This is a genomic window from Brumimicrobium glaciale, from assembly GCF_004152935.1.
GTDB lineage: Bacteria > Bacteroidota > Bacteroidia > Flavobacteriales_D > Crocinitomicaceae > Brumimicrobium > Brumimicrobium glaciale.
The window spans coordinates 321,483-342,987 of sequence record NZ_SETE01000004.1; the positions used below are offsets into that span (position 1 = coordinate 321,483).

General features: G+C 35.5%; 5 protein-coding genes. 2 read left to right on the plus strand and 3 right to left on the minus strand.

The genetic code is table 11. The features are described 5' to 3' along the window. The first annotated feature begins 67 nt into the window (after positions 1–67). Complete coding sequence (locus ERX46_RS11255; protein WP_130093968.1) at positions 68–1,201, plus strand: AAA family ATPase; 1,134 nt, start codon at positions 68–70, stop codon at positions 1,199–1,201. A 359-nt stretch (positions 1,202–1,560) separates the two neighbouring features. Continuing rightward, complete coding sequence (gene pyrF / locus ERX46_RS11260; RefSeq protein ID WP_130093969.1) at positions 1,561–2,382, plus strand: orotidine-5'-phosphate decarboxylase; 822 nt, start codon at positions 1,561–1,563, stop codon at positions 2,380–2,382. Between the two features lie 532 nt (positions 2,383–2,914). Here the strand turns inward: pyrF and ERX46_RS11265 are convergent. The 3 genes from ERX46_RS11265 to ERX46_RS11275 all read right to left on the minus strand — a co-directional run bounded on the left by ERX46_RS11265 (position 2,915) and on the right by ERX46_RS11275 (position 21,245). Next, positions 2,915–14,017 carry an HYR-like domain-containing protein gene (locus tag ERX46_RS11265; protein ID WP_130093970.1) on the minus strand — a complete coding sequence of 3,701 codons (11,103 nt, stop codon included), beginning with the start codon at positions 14,015–14,017 and terminating at the stop codon, positions 2,915–2,917. 18 nt (positions 14,018–14,035) lie between these two features. After that, on the minus strand, positions 14,036–14,482 hold the full coding sequence (locus ERX46_RS11270; RefSeq protein WP_130093971.1) for a hypothetical protein: 447 nt from the start codon (positions 14,480–14,482) through the stop codon (positions 14,036–14,038). A 529-nt stretch (positions 14,483–15,011) separates the two neighbouring features. Further along, positions 15,012–21,245, minus strand: a complete 6,234-nt coding sequence (locus ERX46_RS11275) for a PKD domain-containing protein (RefSeq protein ID WP_130093972.1) — start codon at positions 21,243–21,245, stop codon at positions 15,012–15,014. Positions 21,246–21,505: the final 260 nt, after the last annotated feature.

A 21,505-nucleotide genomic window follows, 5' to 3' on the forward strand; every position in this document is an offset into this window, starting at 1 on the left:
GCATTTTGCGTTATACAATTTGCGTAATTTTTAATTTATTGTTACATTTACTGTAAATAAGTTTTAAATGAAGAATAAGAACCCATTTTTAATTTCTGGATATGGTGGAAGTAAATACTTCTGTGACCGAAAGGAAGAGACTGAGCAATTAATTCGGCTGATAAAGAATCAAGTAAATGTTAGTTTATTTGCCTACAGACGTTTGGGAAAAACAGGGCTAATAAAACATGTACACAACCAATTGAAAGATGATAAAGAAATTGTCTGTCTTTACATAGATATTCTTGGAACAACAGAGTTAGGTGAATTTACAAATATGCTCGCTACTTGCGTTTATAACGAATTTCAAAAGAACAATACAATTGGCAAAAAGATAATAAAGGCCATTCAATCGCTTCGACCGAACATTTCATTTGATGAATTTACAGGTTCACCAAGCATAAGTTTTAATATAAGCAGTAAGTCACAAAACGAAGCTACTTTACAACAATTATTTAAGTTTTTAGATGATCAGGAGATACAAATCACATTGACGATTGACGAGTTTCAGCAGGTTTTAGAATATCCAGAAAACAATACAGAATCAATTCTTCGTACTCAAATGCAACAATTGAAAAATATTCAATTTATTTTCTGCGGAAGTAATCAGAAAATAATGCATGAGATTTTCAATAACGCAAAGCGACCATTTTTTGCCAGTTGCACGCCAATGAGTTTAGGCTATATAGCGCAAGATGAATATTCAACATTCATTCGGAAAATGTTTGAAAGCGCAAATCGTGAAATTGACCAGACAACATTAGATTTCATTTGTTCATGGACAATGAGACACACTTTCTACACTCAATATTTTTGTAATTTTTTATTTGCCTCAAAATATAAAAAGATAGATTTAAAGATTGCACAGAAGATAGCACTCGAGATTTTAGATACTCATGAAAGCACCTTTTTCCAGTATAGAAATCTGCTGACAACTCCACAATGGAAAACTTTAATGGCGGTTGCAAAAGAAGAAAGGCTTCTTCAACCCACAGCCACTTCTTTTATTCAAAAGTATAAGTTGGGAACTCCTTCAACAGTGAGCAGAAGTATTCATGCATTATTAGAAAAAGAAATGATCCTTTATAATACTTCAGTTGAGCATCCGTATTATGAAGTATATGACAAGTTCTTATTGAGATGGTTGGAGAAAGGGAATTGATAATTAACACTTAAAAAATGTGATTCAATAAACTCTCATTTTGACGGGAATTATTGATAATAAAATAACTTTAGCGCGATTTTCTTAAAATGCGTTACGCATTTTGCGTTATACAATTTGCGTAATTTTTAATTTTCAAATGGATTGTATCTCATCAAATTCAAAAGGTAATTTAACCTCAATTTCCAGATAGTATAAAGTCAAACTTCAACTGTTGACCAATGCCTTTGAGATTAGCGATACTATTTCTGTCAACTAAACGTTCTTATTGTAATCTAAAGTAGCTTTATACTATAAATCACCTAATAAATCAGTATATTTGTGTCTTTAAAAAATTTCAGCAACTAAACTGATCGACTATGGACAAGGCAAAACTTATAGCAGAAATTAAATCAAAAAAATCCTTCCTTTGTGTTGGGTTAGATACTGATATGGATTTAATTCCAAAGCATTTGTTGGACACTGAAGATCCTATTTTTGAATTCAATAAAGCAATTATTGATGCAACAAAAGATTTTTGTGTTGCTTACAAACCAAATATTGCTTTTTACGAATGTCATGGTCCAAAAGGTTGGGAGTCTTTAAAGAAAACGTTAGACTACATTCCAAAGGATAAGTTTACTATTGCAGATGCAAAGCGCGGTGATATTGGGAATACTTCTCGTTATTACGCAAAGACTTTCTTTGAATATATGGATTTTGATGCAGTTACAATAGCTCCTTATATGGGAGAAGATTCCATAACTCCATTCTTAGAATATAAAGACAAATGGGTAATTGTTTTGGCATTGACTTCAAACAAAGGCGCATTAGATTTCCAATTTATGACAGACATGAATGGAGAGAAATTGTATGAACGTGTTTTGAAGAAAACAGCAAAATGGGGAACTCCAGAAAACTTAATGTATGTTGTTGGAGCAACTAGAGCTGAAAGTATTAAAACGGTACGTAAAATTGTTCCAAATCACTTCTTTTTAGTTCCTGGTTTTGGAGCGCAAGGCGGAAGTTTAATAGATACTGCTCAGTATGGTTGGAATGACGATTGCGGATTGTTAGTGAATTCTTCTCGTGGTATTCTTTATGCTTCAAATGGTGAAGATTTCGCACAAAAAGCAGGTGAAAAAGCGCAGGAAATTCAAAAACAAATGGAGGTTATTTTAGTGGAGAAAGGGTTTATTTAATGGTTAATTATTAATGTTTAATTGTTAACGTTTTGGATGTTTTGATTTTGAATTGCTTTACAATTTAAAATTCATAATTCGTAATTCGTAATTCAACTAACAACTACTCCAAACGTAAATAGAGAAGCCATACAGATCAATCCTTTGGGAAAATCATGGTAATTCGAAAATTCATAATTCGTAATTCGTAATTCGTAATTCGTAATTCGCAATTCAACTAACAACTACTCCACACAAGTATTGAGAAGCCACACTGATCAATCCTTTGGGAAAATCATGGTAATTCGAAATTCATAATTCGAAATTCGTAATTCAACTAACTACTCCACACAAATATTGAGAAGCGACACAGATCAATCCTTTGGGAAAATCATGGTAATTCGTAATTTCTAATTCGTAATTCATAATTCGAAATTCGTAATTCAACTAACAACTCCACACAAATATTAAGAAGCCACACAGGTCAAACCTTTGGGAAAATCATGGTAATTCGTAATTCATAACTCATAATTCATAATTCATAATTAAAAAATTACTTAATTATATTCACATTTCCTGACAGCTCCACTTTATTATTGTTTGTAGCTTCCTTAAATTCAATTTTCCAGATATAAACGCCGTCTTGAACTCTTTTTGCTCCATTTACTCCATAACTTCCATCCCAGCCGTAATTAGCATCATTACTTTCAAACAATAATTCTCCCCATCTATTGTAGATTCTTAATCTATAATCCATTGGATCATATCCTGTGTGAAAAACAGGCTTAAAGGTTTCGTTGTACTTGTCACCATCTGGCGTAAAAGTATTCGGAATGTAATAGATTAAATCTGCAACATACGGCAGGATTTTATAAACTGTGTCAGCACAACCATACTCGCTATAAGCAATCATCTGAATTGTGTATGAATCCACACCATCTTCTTCACCTGAATAAAGATGATTTGGATCTGTTAAAGTGCTAGATTCTCCGTCACCAAAGCTCCATTCATACGTTTCTGATCCTATTGATTCATTTGTAAATGACGCTTCATTTTTAAAGCTTGAAAGTTCGTCTGGATTAACTGAAAAGTCGGCTATTGGATATTCACCTACACAGATATAATCATTTTCTGTGAGATTATTAATACAGCCATATTGCGATACCACCTCTAAATTTATATCATAGCATTCTACTGAATTGAATGTATAGTTGACATTAGTTCCTGGTAAAACTGTTGTTCCATTAATAGTGAAAGTACAGACATCCGTTGGAGTATGTAATAAACTACTAAAGTTCACTTCCAAAGGATAACAACCTGTTAGTGTATCGGCTACAAAATCAGCTAATGGCAATGAATGAACTGTTACATCAACTTGATCTGTATTGTCGCAGCCATAAATTGAAGTTCCAGTTACAGTATATGTTTTTGTTCCTACACTTTGTATGAAACTTACGCCATCAGTTACACCGTTATCCCAAGTATAACTAGTAGCTCCACTTCCATTCAAAATAATTGGATCTCCAATACAAGCATCAATATCACTTCCAGCTAAAACCGCTGGTAAAGGATGAATTAAAACAGCCAAAACATCTGAAGAGAAACAATTCGCTAATTCAGCAGTAACCGTATAATAAGTTGTCCCAACTGGCGGTATAAATCCAACTCCGTCGGTAACTCCATTGTCCCAAGATATATTGGCACTTTCTGGATTATCAGCATTTAATGTTACAGTAGTTCCTTCACAATGTTCTTGATCAAGTCCAGCGTTAATTACTGGTGCATTAGGATCAGATAAGTTGATTGAAATTATTTCTGTCGTACTACAAGATGGACAATCTTCATCATAAACAGTGAAATTAACGTATGAACTAGCTATTAATCCTGTTATAACATATTCACCTGCTGAGTTTGTTGTTATCGGATAGGAAGCACCTCCATCATAACTCATTTCATAATTTGATGAAGGATTAAGCCCTGAAAGTGTAATTGTTCCATTAGCAGCCGCACAAGCTGTTGGATTAGTACTTGAAACTGAGAATGCAGGTGGCGTATATGAATCAATAGTAATTGTATGCGTAACATCAATGCTATTTCCACAGTCATCAGTTACACTGTAAATTCGTGTAATTATTTCTCCATCGCATGCATTTCCATCTGAACTTTCAGAAACAAATGCAACAGTTGGATTCACTGTACAATTATCTGCTTCATCCGTTACCAAGGCAATATCAGTTGCTGGAACATCGCTTAAACATTCCACTGTTAAATCAGTTGGATTACTCGCCGTTGGTAGGATGTCATCGTTGATTGTAATCGTTTGAACTACATCAATGTTATTTCCACAGTCATCAGCGATATTGTATGTTCTTGTGATCACTTCTGGACAAGTATTTCCATCTGAAACATCGCTAACATGAGTAACAGTCGGATTTACTGTACAATTATCACCCTCGTCAGTAATTGCAGTAATATCTACAACCGGAACATCTCCAATACATTGAACTGCGGCATCTGCTGGTGCTGTTCCTGTTGGTAGAATATCGTCGTTGATTGTAAACGTTTGAATAACATCGATGTTATTTCCACAGTCATCAGCAATATTGTAAGTTCTTGTGATCACTTCTGGACAAGTATTACCATCAGAAACATCACTTGTATGCGTAACTGTTGGATTTACTGTGCAATTGTCAGCTTCATCTGTGATTGAAGTAATATCCACAACTGGAATATCGCCAAGACATTGAACTGCTAAATCTGCAGGTGCTGTTCCTGTTGGAAGAATGTCATCATTTATCGTTATCGTTTGCGTAAGATCAGTGTTATTTCCACAATCATCAGTAATAGTATAAGTTCTTGTAATTACCTCTGGACAAGTATTTCCATCTGAAACATCTCCAGTATGAACAACTGTTGGAGTTAAAGTACAATTATCTGCTTCATCTGTGATAAATGCGATATCTGCCGCCGGAACATCACCAATACACTGAACTGCGATTGCTGCAGGTGCTGTTCCTGTTGGAGCGGTATCGTCATTGATTGTAATCGTTTGTATAACATCCATATTATTTCCACAATCATCAGCGATATTGTATGTTCTTGTAATCACTTCTGGACAAGTATTTCCATCTGAAACATCACTAACATGAGTTACAATTGGATTAACGGTGCAATTGTCCGCCTCATTGGTAATTGCATTAACATCAACCGCTGGAACATCTCCTATACATTGAACAGCAAGATCTGCTGGTGCATTTCCTGTTGGGAGAATATCATCATTAATTGTAATTGTTTGAATAACGTTAATGTTATTTCCACAGTCATCCGCAATATTGTATGTTCTTGTGATCACTTCTGGACAAGTATTTCCATCTGAAACATCTCCAACATGCGTAACAGTTGGGTTTACTGCACAATTATCTGCTTCATCAGTAATGTAATTAATGTCAGGCGCTGGAACATCTCCAATACATTGAACTGCTAATGGCGCTGCTGTTCCCGTTGGATCAATATCATCATTAACCGTAAATATCTGTGTAACATCAATGTTATTTCCACAAGCATCAGCAATATTGTAAGTTCTTGTAATGACTTCTGGACAAGTATTTCCATCCGAAACATCACTAACATGTGTTACAATTGGGTTTACTGTACAATTATCTGCTTCATCTATAATAACTGTAATGTCTGCTGCTGGAATATCTCCGACACATTGAAATGCTAAATCTGCTGGTGCCGTTCCTGTTGGAAGAATATCATCATTAATTGTGAATAACTGATTTACATTAATGCTATTTCCACACGCATCGGCAATATTGTAAGTTCTTGTAATTACCTCAGGACAAGTATTCCCGTCTGACACATCCCCAACATGCGTAACCGTTGGAATAACAGTACAATTGTCAGCTTCATCTGTGATTAAAGTAACATCTGCAGCTGGAATATCTCCGATACATTGAAATGCTAAATCTGCAGGTGCCGTTCCTGTTGGGAGAATATCATCATTGATTGTTATTATTTGTGTTACGTTAATATTGTTTCCGCAATCATCAGCGATATTGTAAGTTCTTGTAATGATTTCTGGACAAGTGTTTCCGTTTGATACATCTCCAACATACGTTACTGTTGGATTAGTAGTACAATTATCGGCTTCATCAGTAATTAAAGTAATATCTGCTGCTGGAACATCTCCAATACATTGAACTAAAACTGCTGCTGGTGCAGTTCCGGTTGGGTTGGTGTCATCATCAATTGTAATTATTTGAATCACATCAATGTTGTTTCCACAATCATCAGCGATATTGTATGTTCTTGTAATTATTTCTGGACAAGTATTTCCATCTGAAACATCACTAACATGAGTAACAATTGGATTTACTGTACAATTATCAGCTTCATTGGTAATTGCATTAACATCAACCGCTGGAACATCTCCTATACATTGAACTGCAATATCTGCTGGTGCATTTCCTGTTGGTAGAATATCATCATTAATTGTAAACGTTTGAATAACATCAATGTTATTTCCACAGTCATCAGCAATATTATATGTTCTTGTGAGCACTTCTGGACAAGTATTTCCATCAGAAACATCTCCAACATGAGTTACAGTTGGGTTTACTGTACAATTATCTGCTTCATCGGTGATTGCATTAATATTTACTGCTGGCACATCTCCAATACATTGAACTAAAACATCTGCTGGTGCAGTTCCTGTTGGAAGAATGTCATCATTGATTGTAAATACCTGTGCAACGTTAATATTATTTCCACAGTCATCAGCGATATTGTATGTTCTAGTGATTACTTCTGGACAAGTATTTCCATCTGAAACATCACTAACATGAGTAACAGTCGGGTTTACAGTACAATTATCAGCTTCATCGGTGATTGATGTGATATCTACAACTGGAATATCACCAACACATTGAAATGCTAAATCTGCAGGCGCTGTTCCTGTTGGATTAGTGTCATCATTAATTGTAAATAACTGAGTAACGTTAATGTTATTTCCGCAAGCATCTGCGATATTGTAAGTTCTAGTAACGATTTCAGGACAAGTATTTCCATTTGAAACATCTCCAACATGTGTTACAATTGGATTCACAGTACAGTTATCGGCTTCATCTGTAATTAAAGTAACGTCTGCTGCTGGAATATCACCGATACATTGAAATGCTAAATCTGCAGGTGCAGTTCCTGTTGGAAGAATGTCATCATTAACCGTTATGATTTGTGTAACATTAATATTATTCCCACATGCATCTGCAATATTGTAAGTTCTAGTAATTATTTCTGGACAAGTATTTCCGTTTGAAACATCACTTACATGTGTAACTATTGGATTTGCTGTACAATTATCAGCTTCATCAGTAATTGAAGTAATATCTACTGCCGGAACATCTCCAATACATTGAACTAAAACATCTGCTGGCGCTGTTCCTGTTGGGTTTATAAGATCATTGATCAGTATTTCTTGCGTACAACTTACTGTTACACCACAAGTATCTGCAATCTGATAAGTTCTTGTAATCGTTTTTGGACAAGTACTTCCATTTGATATTTCACTAAATAAAACGAATGAAGCTGAATCAATAACTCCTCCTGCTGGAATAGTAGCTGAACCTCCTGCAGCAATAAATTCATCAAAGTCGGCATAAGCGGGTTGTTCAGAAATATCACAAGTTGCAGTCAGACCAGCTGGACAAGTAATATCTGTGATCGCTGGCGAAACTGTAATCATCATTTGATCTGAAGAAAAACAATTCGTTAAATCTGCTGTAACTGTGTAGAAAGTTATTCCAACTGGTGGAACAAAACCAACTCCGTCTGTAACTCCATTATCCCAAGAGAGAATTGCTCCACTTGGATTATTAGCCGTTAATATTACCGTTGTTCCTTCACAATATTCTTGGTCAAGTCCTGCATCTATAAATCCGGAAGTTGGATCATTAATATTTATAGAAACATTTTCTGTGGTGGTACACGCTGGACAATCTCCATCCGAAACAGTAAAATTAGTGAATGAACCAACGGATAATCCAGTTATGACATATTCGCCAGCTGCGTTAGTGGTAATAGCGTTGGTTCCACCACCATCATAACTCATTTCATAATTTGTATTTGGATCAAGTCCAGACAGTGTAATTGTTCCATCATTACCTCCACAAGATCCTGTTCCTATTCCCGAAACAGTAAATGTTGGTGTGTAAGAATCAATAATAATTGATTGGCTAACATTAATACTGTTTCCACAATCATCTGTTACACTATAAATTCGAGTAATTATTTCTCCATTACATGTGTTTGCATCTGTACTTTCTGAAACAAAAGCAACTGTTGGATTTACAGTACAATTATCTGTTTCTCCGACAACTTCTGCAATATTTGCAGCTGGAACATCAGTTAAACATTGAACTGTAATTGCAGCTGGATTATTAGCTATTGGATTCGTATCGTCGTTGATTGTAAATACTTGCGAAACGTTAATATTATTTCCACAAGCATCTGCAATATTGTAAGTCCTTGTCACTACTTGTGGACAAGAATTTCCATTTGAAACATCACCTACGTGAGTAATTATAGGATTTACAGTGCAATTATCTGCTTCATCGGTAATCGAGTTTATATCAACAGCTGGAATATCTGCAAAACACTGTAAAGCTAAATCTGCTGGAGCGGATCCAGTTGGAAGAATATCATCATTAATTGTTATCGTTTGGGTTATATCAGTATTGTTTCCACAATCATCAGTAATTCTGTAAGTTCTTGTAATGACTTCTGGACAAGTATTGCCATCCGAAATATCTCCAACATGCGTAACTGTTGGATTTACAGTACAATTATCAGCTTCATCAGTGATTAATGCTATATCTACTGCTGGAACATCTCCAATACACTGAACTGTAACATTTGCCGGTGCTGTACCTGTTGGATTAATGTCATCAAAAACTGTTATTGTTTGCGTAACATTAATATTGTTTCCGCAATCATCAGCAATATTGTAAGTTCTTGTAATTATTTCCGGACAAGTGTTATTATTTGAAACATCTCCAACATGTGTAACTATTGGATTTACCGTACAATTGTCAGCTTCATCGGTAATCAAAGCAATATTTGCAGCTGGAACATTTCCAATACATTGAACCGTTATGTTTGCAGGAGCTGTTCCGGTTGGAAGAATGTTATCATTGATTGTTATCGTTTGAATGACATCAATGTTATTTCCACAATCATCAGCAATATTGTATGTTCTGGTGATAATTTCAGCACAGGTATTTCCATTCGACACATCACCGAGATGCGTTACCGTTGGATTTGTTGTACAATTATCAGCTTCGTTAGTAATTGAATTTATATCAGCTACTGGAACATCGCCAATACACTGAACTGTTATATTTGCAGGTGCAGTTCCGGTTGGAAGAATATCATCGTTAACAGTAATGATTTGAGCTACATCTGTATTGTTTCCGCAGTCATCAGTAATTCTGTATGTTCTTGTAATAATTTCAGGACAAGTACTTCCATTTGAAACATCACCCACATGACTTACCGTTGGATTCACTGTACAATTGTCAGCTTCATCGGTAATTGAGTTAACATCAACTGCTGGAACATCGCCAATACATTGAACTGTTGTTGCTGCTGGAGCGGTTCCCGTTGGGAAAATATCATCGGCGATTGTAAAAACTTGTGTAAGGTCAGTAAAGTTTCCACAAACATCGGTAATTCTGTATGTTCTTGTAATCACTTCCGGACAAGTATTGCCATTTGAAACATCACCTTCGTGCGTAACAATAGGGATTCCAGTACAATTATCTGCTTCATCTGTAATTAAAGTAATATCTGCTGCTGGAACATCACCTAAACATTGAAGTGTCGCTGCTAAAGGTGCTGTTCCTGTTGGATTTGTATCATCATTAATTGTTATCGTTTGGGTGATGTCAGTATTGTTTCCACAATCATCAGTAATTCTATAGGTTCTTGTGATAATTTCAGAACAAGTATTATTATTAGATACATCTCCAACATGTGTAACTGTTGGAATTACAGTACAATTATCAGCTTCATCTGTGATTAATGCTATATCTACTGCTGGAACATCTCCAATACACTGAACTGTAACATTCGCTGGTGCTGTTCCTGTTGGATTAGTGTCATCAAAAACTGTTATTGTTTGCGTCACGTTAATATTGTTTCCGCAATCATCAGCAATATTGTAAGTTCTTGTGATAATTTCTGGACAAGTGTTATTATTTGAAACATCTCCAACATGCGTAACTATTGGATTTACAGTACAATTGTCAGCTTCATCGGTAATCAAAGCAATATTTGCAGCTGGAACATTCCCAATACATTGAACCGTTATGTTTGCAGGAGCAGTTCCTGTTGGGAGAATATTATCATTGATTGTTATCGTTTGAATGACATCAATGTTATTTCCACAATCATCAGCAATATTGTATGTTCTGGTGATAATTTCAGCACAGGTATTTCCATTCGACACATCACCGAGATGCGTTACCGCTGGATTTGTTGTACAATTATCCGCTTCATTTGTAATTGAATTTATATCAGCTACTGGAACATCGCCAATACACTGAACTGTTATATTTGCAGGTGCAGTTCCGGTTGGAAGAATATCATCGTTAACAGTAATGATTTGAGTTACATCTGTATTGTTTCCGCAGTCATCAGAAATTCTGTATGTTCTTGTAATAATTTCAGAACAAGTACTTCCATTTGAAACATCACCCACATGACTTACCGTTGGATTCACTGTACAATTGTCAGCTTCATCTGTGATTGAGTTAACATCAAATGCTGGAACATCACCAATACATTGAACTGTTGTTGCTGCTGGAGCGGTTCCCGTTGGGGAAATAACATCGTTGATTGTAAAAACTTGATTAAGGTCAGTAAAGTTTCCACAAGCATCAGTAATTCTGTATGTTCTTGTAATCACTTCCGGACAAGTATTTCCATTTGAAACATCTCCTTCATGCGTAACAATAGGATTTATAGTACAATTATCCGCTTCATCTGTAATTAAAGTAATATCTGCTGCTGGAACATCTCCAACACATTGAAGTGTAGCTGCTACAGGTGCTGTTCCTGTTGGATTTGTGTTATCATTAATTGTTATCGTTTGGGTTATATCAGTATTGTTTCCACAGTCATCAGTAATTCTATAGGTTCTTGTGATAATTTCCGAACAAGTATTATTATTAGATACATCTCCAACATGAGTTACCGCGGGATTTACAGTACAATTATCAGCTTCATCTGTGATTAATGCTATATCTGCTGCCGGAACTTCTCCAACACATTGCACCGTTATTGCAGCTGGAGCGGTTCCTGTTGGATCAATATCATCCATAACTGTAATTGTTTGCAAAACATCCGTTGAATTTCCACAACCATCCGTAATTCGGTATGTTCTTGTGATAATTTCCGGACAAGTACCTCCATCAGAAGATTCGCCGATATAAGTAACAATTGGAGTTGTTGTACAATTGTCAGCTTCATCCGTAATTATTGTAATATTTGGCAAAGGAAGAGCTCCGATACATTGGATCGCAAGAGCTGGTGCTGTACCCGTTGGATTTATAATATCATCAATCTCAATAATTTGAGTACAAGTTTGCGTACTTCCACAATCATCTGTTATTTGATATGTTCTTGTGACAGTTTCTGGACACGAATCCCCATCTGAAACTTCAGATAGTAGAATAAATGAATTGGGTAATATTGCGGCTGTAAAATTAGTTGTCGCTGAACCTCCTGCATTTTGAAAAGCTGTAAAATTAGCATAAGGAGGTTGTTCTGAAATCGCACAATTTGCAGTTAAACTCGGAGGACAGCTCATCGTTATACTTGAACTGAATATAGTGATTACGATACCTATCGATTCATCACCGCAAAAAGATGGTGAAGAACCACTGTCATTTATATACAACGTTTGAGTAGTTGAAATAACATCTCCTGCATTGTATTGGGTTCCAGTTCTGCCCATTCCAGTAAAATAAGCTTCATTTCCTGATAAGTTAGCACCAGTAATTACTGGAAGTGTGTAAGGTGTACATTGATCCACATTAGGAATCGCATTTACAACGGTATTGGGATTGACAGTTATACAAATTGTAGTATCATAATCACAACCTAAATTATCTGTAACTTCATAAGTATAACATGAGTTTCCGAGTGCTGTTGGTAAAACGTTAATAGGATTCGTTCCTCCTAGAATAGTAGGATCAGGTTGCCAACCTTCTGAAACTATAGTTGGCGTAAAAATAACAGCTGGTGGAATAATAGCAGGATTAAAATTAAGGCTCCAATCAAAAACAAATCCATTATCTGAATAAAGTTCATCTTTAATAACTAAAGTCCATATTCCGTTTAAGTTACACCCTACCAATCCATTCAGTGGTTCATCAGACTCGTATGATCCTGCTGGAAGTGTGGTGTTCGAAACTGAGTTAGAAGTCCATGTTCCATTTGTAGCAGTGGGAGTCCAACAATAGTCAAAACCAGTACCTTGGGCATTAGGTAATGCATCATTATCGACAGGGATACCCAAATAAGTACCAAAACCGCCAGAATAATCATGCAGTGTAACCATCTGACCATTAGGACAAATGATGTCAATATTTACATCTCCCATATAGGAGTGTTCCATATTCACACAAATTGAAAGCAAATTATTGATATTGTTTAGTTTTTGTCCAATACTAAAACATTCCAAATTAACTGAAGTTGAATAGGCTACTCCAGATCCATCAGGCAAAGCAACCGGCGGAAAAACGGGCTGATTACAAGATTTATCAAATGTTACAGGATCTACATCACCAGTTATAGAAGATGGATCACCTAAACAAATTGTATCGGGAATCGCTATTGATGCGCTAAAATTTGGTGTTGTTGAAACATGAACTTCCTGATTGATTCCATTTGAATTATAACAGCCTTTTATATCTTTTAAGTCTAATTGAATAATATAACCTCCTTCATTATTATAGGTATGAGTAACAGTTTGCCCATAATTCGTTACACCATCTTGTGGTTTCCAAATAAAAGTTGAAGTAGCATCGGATTGGGTATAGAATGAATTGTTTTCTGGATAAGTACCCGTTGCACTCATAGTAATAGAAGCTCCTTTGCATATCCGAATAATTCCATCTGGATCAGGGGCTGGTGAAAAAGTAGGATTTGCTATAATATCCTGACAATGCAATACACAACCAATAGTTCCAATCCACCCAGTGCTATTCACTCCTGTATCTGAAGTAAATACAAATGTTAAGCAACCTGAGGCGTTACTTGGAGTTGCTGTAACTAATCCTGGCCCTACTCCACCTGTATATACACCTATAACTGGTGCAGAAATATTTGCTCCATCATAAATTGTAAGAAAATCATAATTGTTCTCAATATTAAAACTGGTAAAGTCAACAGTGGAAGAAGTTCCATTATTTGGACAAATAGTATAGGTTAGGTTTAGATTATCTCCATAATTTCCTAATCCACCGCCTGAATCATAAAAAGTTCCTCCACAAGTTGAAACGTTGCCACCATTTGTCATGATATATGATTGTGCATGGCTTGAATTAACTCCTATAATTAAGAAAAGAAAAATAATAGAAATTATATGTTTCATAAAAGGATTTTTGTAGTATTATTTGTTTGAAATAGACTTTATATTTCTCACTTTACGATTAATGTTTTGACTGGAATAGATTACTATAACAGATCTTTCGTTTTTACTTAAACGAAATGCTCCTTCCTCAATAGTTGGAAAAGAGTAATTTAAAAAATTGAAATCTGGACTTTTTGTAGCTTTTGAAAATTGATTCGCTGAAATTTCCTTTTTTAAATACAAAACTTTAGGTAATTCTTTATAAGATGAGAATTTTTCCTTTGAAACTGTTTCAATTTCATAACCTTCAGTAGATTTCATTTTAAGGTATTCAATCAAGCCTGGATTATCTATTATACAATTTTCATATTTTGAAGTCCCCAGAAATTCCTCAACGAGTTGATCTGTTGACTTATTTTGGGCGAATAGAAAAGTGGTTGATGAAAATGAAAATATTAGTAAAATCAATTGTATTAAGTACTTCATTCAAATAGTATTGTGTGTTATACAAACGGAAAAACTCATTAAAAAGTTGCGCTCAGTTCACTTTTATTTTTGTTCTAATTCTAGAGAATTACTTGCACATTCTAGAAAACAGCCTTTTAACATAATAATTCATAAGTAAATCGTTAATAACTGGACTGTTAATATAACGTTTAAAGTAAGAATGGAATTCTAATATTTGATTTTTTTTTGGATAATTCTTAAATAGTAGTAGGGAGCTTGCTTTTACAATCAACTAAAATACCCCATTGAATAATTCCTAATTGTCTATCCAACGCATCAAATTCACATTTCCAATACTCTGAACTCGATCATCGAAACTGGATTTTTTTTTTAAAAGAGAACTCTTTATTTTAAATTCCTAAATCTAATTATGCAATCTAAAAACTCACCATTCAACATTTTTAATTCTTCATTTTTCATTCTTTTTTTAAATCCATAAATCTCCTCATGAAATCCATAAAATTCACCATTTTTCATTCTTCATTCTTCATTTTTAATTTTTCATTACTTACCTTAGTAAATTAACACTCCCCACAATCTCCACATTCTCCCCATCTCTTATTTTCTTGTAATAAACTTTATAAAGATAAGTTCCATCTGGAGCATAAATAGTCTGGCTTGAACCGTAAGAACCGTCCCAACCATAAGCTGGATTATTGCTTTCAAAAATCAATTCTCCCCAACGGTTATAAATCTGTAATTTGTATTCTAAGGGTTCAAATCCAGAAGTAAATTGCGGCTTAAATGATTCGTTGTACTGATTTCCATCTGGCGTAAATGTGTTGGGAATAAAGTAAATTAACTCCTCAAAAAATGGTAAATCCAAATTGAAAGTATCCTTACAGCCTAAATTACTCGTTGCGACTAATTCCACATCAAAAATGAATTTTCGGCTAATCTCATCCACTGAATATTCATGGGTTGGATTTATTGCATTGCTAAAATCTCCATCTCCAAAATTCCATTCGTAATCAGTAGCTCCTATAGTCTCATTTGTGAAGTCTGCATTATTGTAAATGTTTGTCAATTCTTCTGGATTTACAGTGAAATCCGCAATTGGATAATCGTCGATACAGATGTAATCCGTAACAGTTAAATCATCGGTACAACCATTTGTTAATTCCACTTGTAGATTGATATCATAACAACCCGCTTCTGTGAAAATAGGATTTACGTTGCATCCTGAAAACTGTTCCCCACCATTAATTGTATAAATACATTGATTTCCAATTCCAGGTGAAGTACTCAACAAGTTGATTTCTTGTGGAGCACAACCAATTGTTCTGTTTGCAGTAAATGAGATGTCTGGAGAAATAATTACTTCTACATCAACTTGGTCTGTGTTCACACATCCAAAAACAGATATTCCGATTACGGTGTAAGTCAACAATCCTAATGTCGGAGTAAATGGAACGTTATCAGTAACTCCATTGTCCCAAACATAAGTATCTGCTCCACTTCCAGAGAGCGTAGTTTGATCTCCATCACAAACTGTAAAATCATTTCCTGCATTCACAATCGGCAAAGGATTTATAGTAACTTGAACTTGGTCTGTTGTAAAACAATTGACCCTTTCGGCAGTTACTGTGTAAGTTGAGATTCCCACTGGAGGAACAAAACCAACTCCGTCAGTAATTCCATTGTTCCAAGAAATATTCGCTGCATCTGGATTAAATGCAGTTAAAGTGATAATATCATTTTCACATGCTGTAATATCAATTCCTGCATTTACAACAGGTGGAATTGGATCAGTTAAAGTCATGGTTACATTTTCTGTTGTGCTACAAGTTAAACATGTTCCTTCAGTGATTGTAAATCCAGTATAAGCTCCTTGAACTAAACCTGTGACTGTGTATTCTCCATTGGCATCTGTTGTGATTGAAAAGGGATTTCCACCATCATAACTTAATTCATAATTAAAATTAGGAGCTAATCCAGAAAGTGTAATAGTTCCTTCGTTTCCGTCGCAAGTTGTCGGATTTGTGCTTGAAACCGTGAAAACAGGATCAAATAAATCAATAACTATTATTTGAGTCACGTTTATAAAGTTTCCACAATCATCTGTAACGCTATAAATACGCGTAATTTGTTCTCCATTACAAGTGTTTGCATCTGTACTTTCTGAAACAAATGCTACGGTAGGATTTACTGTACAATTATCGGCTTCGTCTGTCACCACTAAAATATCTGAAAGTGGAACATCAACCAAGCAAGCTACAAATATTGTATCTGGATTACTTGCTGTGGGAAGGATATCGTCATTGATCGTGATCGTTTGAATAACGTCAATGTTATTTCCACATTTATCTTCAATGTTGTAAGTTCTCGTTATGACTTCTGGACAAGTATTTCCATCTGAAACATCACTCACATGAGTAACTGTTGGAATGGCAGTACAGTTGTCGGCTTCGTCTGTAATTGAGTTAACGTCTACAATCGGGACATCACCAATACATTGCACTAACGTATCATTTGGCGCTGTTCCTGTTGGAAGAATTATTTCACTAATCACTATATTTTGCGTACACGTTAAAGTCACGCCACACGTATCCGCAATTTGGTAAGTTCTTGTAATTGTTTCTGGACAAGTTATTCCATCTGAAACTTCGCTAAATAAAGAAAATGAAGTTGAGTCAATTACTCCTCCTAAGGGAATAGTTGCAGAACCTCCAGCGGTAATAAATTCTTCAAAATCAGCATAAGCAGCTTGTTCGGAAATATCGCATGAAGCGGTTAAATCTGCTGGACAAGTAATGTCCGTAATTGCAGGAGAAACGGTAATCATCATTTGATCTGAAGAATAACAGTTGACTCGAACTGAGGTCAAAGTATAAGAAGTTGTTCCAACTGGTGGCACAAATCCAACTCCATCCGATACTCCGTTATTCCATGAAATATTTGCATTTTCTGGATTAAAAGCGTTTAGAATAACAGTTGTTCCTTCACAATATTCGGCATCTGGTCCAGCATTTATAATAGCTGAATTTGGATCATTTAAATTTATCGAAACATTTTCTGTAGTGCTGCAAGAAATACAATCACCATCTGAAATTGTAAAACCAGTGTAAGTTCCTGCTATTAATCCCGTAATAACATATTCACCAGAAATGTTTGTGATTATTGGGTTTGCTCCTCCTCCATTGAAACTCAAATCATAATTATACGATGGTCTGAGCCCTGAAATAGTTATCATTCCATCATTTCCATCGCAAGTTGTTGTTCCTGTTCCTGCCACTGTGAAATTTGGAGTGTAAGAATCAACAGTAATTGTATGATTCACATTTATACTATTTCCACAATCATCTGTTACGCTATAAATGCGTGTAATAATTTCTCCGTTACAAGTATTTCCATTTGTTGATTCTGAAACAAACGCTACTGTTGGATTTGTAGTACAGTTGTCCATTTCATCTGAAACTACAGAAATATCAGCAATTGGAACATCAGTTAAACACTGAACAGTTGTAATAATATCGCTTGCTGTTGGAAAGACATCATCATTGATTGTGAAGGTCTGAATGACATTGATATTATTCCCACAATCATCGGCAATATTATAAGTTCTTGTTATAACGGCCGGACAAGTATTTCCATTGGAAACATCTCCAACATGAGTAACAATTGGACTTACAGTACAATTATCTGCTTCGTCAGTTATGGAATTTATGTTCGCAATTGGAAGATCTGAAAAGCACTGCAAAACTAAATCCGCTGGTGCAGTTCCGGTTGGGTTAATATCATCATTGATTGTAATCGTTTGAATGAGATCGATATTATTTCCACAGTCATCGGCAATATTGTAAGTTCTTGTGATGACTTCTGGACAAGTATTTCCAGTGGAAACATCTCCGACATGAGTTACAGTTGGGTTTACTGTACAATTATCAGCTTCGTCAGTAATTAAAGTAACATCTGCGACTGGAAAATCTCCAATACATTGAATAGCCAGATTTGCTGGAGCTGTTCCAGTTGGAAGAATATCATCATTGATTGTAATGGTTTGAACAACATCAACATTATTTCCGCAGTCATCGGCTATATTATAAGTCCTTGTAATGATTTCTGGACATGTATTTCCATTGGAAGATTCACTAACAAAAGTCACCAATGGATTAGCTGTACAATTGTCTGCTTCATCATTAATATAATTAACATCTGCTGCTGGAACATCACCAATACATTGTACAATTAAATCTGGCGCTGTTCCCGTTGGAAGAACATCGTCATTAATTGTAATGGTTTGAATGACATCAATATTATTTCCACAATTATCCGCAATGTTATAAATTCTAGTGATGACTTCTGGACAAGAATTCCCATCTGACAAATCACTAACTAAAGTAACAATTGGATTTACCGCACAATTATCTGCTTCATCTGTGATTGAGTTAATGTTTGCTACTGGAACATCTTCAATACATTGAACCGTTAAATCGGGCGCTGTTCCTGTTGGAAGAACATCATCATTGATTGTAAAGATTTGAGTAACATTTATATTATTTCCACAATTGTCAGCAATGTTATAAGTTCTGGTGATAATTTCTGGACAAGTATTTCCATCCGAGACATCTCCCACATGCGTAACAATTGGGTTTATCGTACAATTATCTGCTTCATCAGTTATAGAAGCGATATTTGCAACTGGAATAGCTGTAATACATTGAACTGCTAAGTCTGCTGGAGCTGTTCCTGTTGGATCGATATTATCGATTACATTTATGGTTTGAGAACAGGACACATTATTTCCACAATTATCAGATACTTGATAAGTTCTTGTAATTGTTTTAGAACATGAATGACCAGTTGTCACCTCACTTAATAAAGTAAAGGAACTTTCTATTATAGAAGTACCAATAGCCCATGAAGCTGAACCTCCACCATTTATAAAGCTTGTGAAATCAGCAAAAGGTGCTCCCACAGAAAGTGCGCAATTCTTTGTTGTAGGTGTAGGACAAGTAAGCATCGTATTAGCAACTGAAATATTTATGTCAAAGATTTCTTGATCCTTACACAAAGGTGAAGAAGCGCTAATGTCATAAATATATAGTGTTGTCGAAGCGCTAATAATATCTCCCGAATTAAATTGCGTTCCTGTTCCATTGGGTCCAGTATAATAAGCTTGATTTCCAGTTAGATTACTCCCCGTAATAACTGGAAGCGTATAGGGAGAACATTGATTTACTTCTGCAATGGAATTTATTTCTGGATAAGGATTCACTGTTATACAAACCGTAGTATCATAGTTACATCCAAAATCATCTGTTACTTTGTAGATATAACAAGCATTCCCTGCAACTATTGGTTCAACGTTTATTGGGTTTGTTCCTGACAAAATAGTTGGGTCAGCTTGCCAATTTTGTGATACGATTGTTGGCGTAAAAGAAACTGAAGGTGGAATAATAGCTGGATCGAAATTTATTCCCCAATCAAAAAGATAACCATTATCACCAGACCAATAGTCTGTAATTGTAAGTGTCCAAACACCATTTAGGTCGCATCCTACTAATCCACTCATTAGATTATCTGATGCGTATGTTCCAGCAGCTAGAGTTGAATTCCCTCCTGCATTACCTACCCATGTACCATTTGTAGCATTTGGAGTCCAGCAATAATTAAAACCTATTCCTGCCGAAGATCCACCAATATTACCGGGGATTCCCAAGTTGGTTGAGCCCCCTCCAGGAAAACCTTTTAAAATAACTGTTTGACCTGAAGGACATTCGATATCGATCTCTAAATCACCCATATAAGAATGTTCCATGTTTACACAAATTGAAATCAGATCATTAATATTTGTCAGTGTTTGTCCTGTTGAAAAGCATTCCAAATCCACTGAAGTTTCATAAGAAACACCGCTACCATCAGGTAAAGCGATAGGCGGAAAAACAGGTTGAACACATGATTTATCGAAGGCCACTGCTGAAACTGCACCATTAAAAGATGCCTGTTCTCCTAAGCAAATAGGATTTGGATTACCCACTGTACCACTGAAATTAGGAGTTGTTGAAACATGTATTTCCTGTTCTACCACAACTGCATTGGTGCATCCCTGGATGTCTTCAATTTCTAATTGAACAAGAAATCCACCTTCGTTATTGAAAGTGTGTGACACGTTTTGTCCAACAGGATTCGCTCCATCATATGTGCTCCAATTAAATATCGAAGTAGCATCAGACTGCGCATAAGCAGCATTATTTTGAGGATAGGTTCCACTTCCGTTCATTGAAACAGTTGTTCCTTGACAAATTCTAATTATTCCATCCAAATCTGGTGCGGGTGAGAATGTAGTGTTCCCAACAATCTCTTGACAAGGTGGACTACAGCTAATTGTTGCAGCCCAACCAGAGGAGTTATTTGTAGCATTTGAAAAAAACACGAAAGTTAAGCAACCGGTGGTATTACTTGCTGTTGCTGCAATAAAACCTGGACTATTTGTGCCTGTAAATGTTCCCAAAGAGGGAGCCGTAGAAGTATTGCCATCATAGATTGTGAGAAAATCAAAACTATTTTCCACACTAAAAGCTAAGAAATTGACCGAAACTCCACCAGCACCAGCTGGACAAATTGTATAAGTGAAACCTTGGTTATTCCCATAATTTCCTGAGGCACCTCCAGAATCATAAAAAGTTCCGCTACATGCTGGAACAGTTGCATTATTCACCATATTAAAATTTTGCGCATGAAGGGTTTTACCGACTATAGTCAGGCACAGAATTAATAGTATTGTAATTAGGAATTTCATAAATTGGGCTTTATGGTTTTACTGTAGTTAGAAAAGAATTATTTGAAATCTTAAAATCGCCAGCATTATTATCAGTATCGAATTGATCTAATGATATTTTTTTATACAAATACAAAATGGAAAGAAGCTGTTGAATACAATGGAAATGACTAGCAGGGAAAGTTTCAATAAGGCGGTCATAAATAACTTTCACATTAGAGTACTTTATTAAACCTAGATTATTAGCCAAACTTCTTTCACTTCTTTCTGATCTTAAAAAA

Bases quoted from the DNA above. Each gene is read 5' to 3' on its own strand.
- ERX46_RS11255 (WP_130093968.1), top strand. From the start codon at position 68: ATGAAGAATAAGAACCCATTTTTAATTTCTGGATATGGTGGAAGTAAA.
- pyrF (WP_130093969.1), top strand. From the start codon at position 1,561: ATGGACAAGGCAAAACTTATAGCAGAAATTAAATCAAAAAAATCCTTC.
- ERX46_RS11265 (WP_130093970.1), bottom strand. From the start codon at position 14,017: ATGAAACATATAATTTCTATTATTTTTCTTTTCTTAATTATAGGAGTT.
- ERX46_RS11270 (WP_130093971.1), bottom strand. From the start codon at position 14,482: ATGAAGTACTTAATACAATTGATTTTACTAATATTTTCATTTTCATCA.
- ERX46_RS11275 (WP_130093972.1), bottom strand. From the start codon at position 21,245: ATGAAATTCCTAATTACAATACTATTAATTCTGTGCCTGACTATAGTC.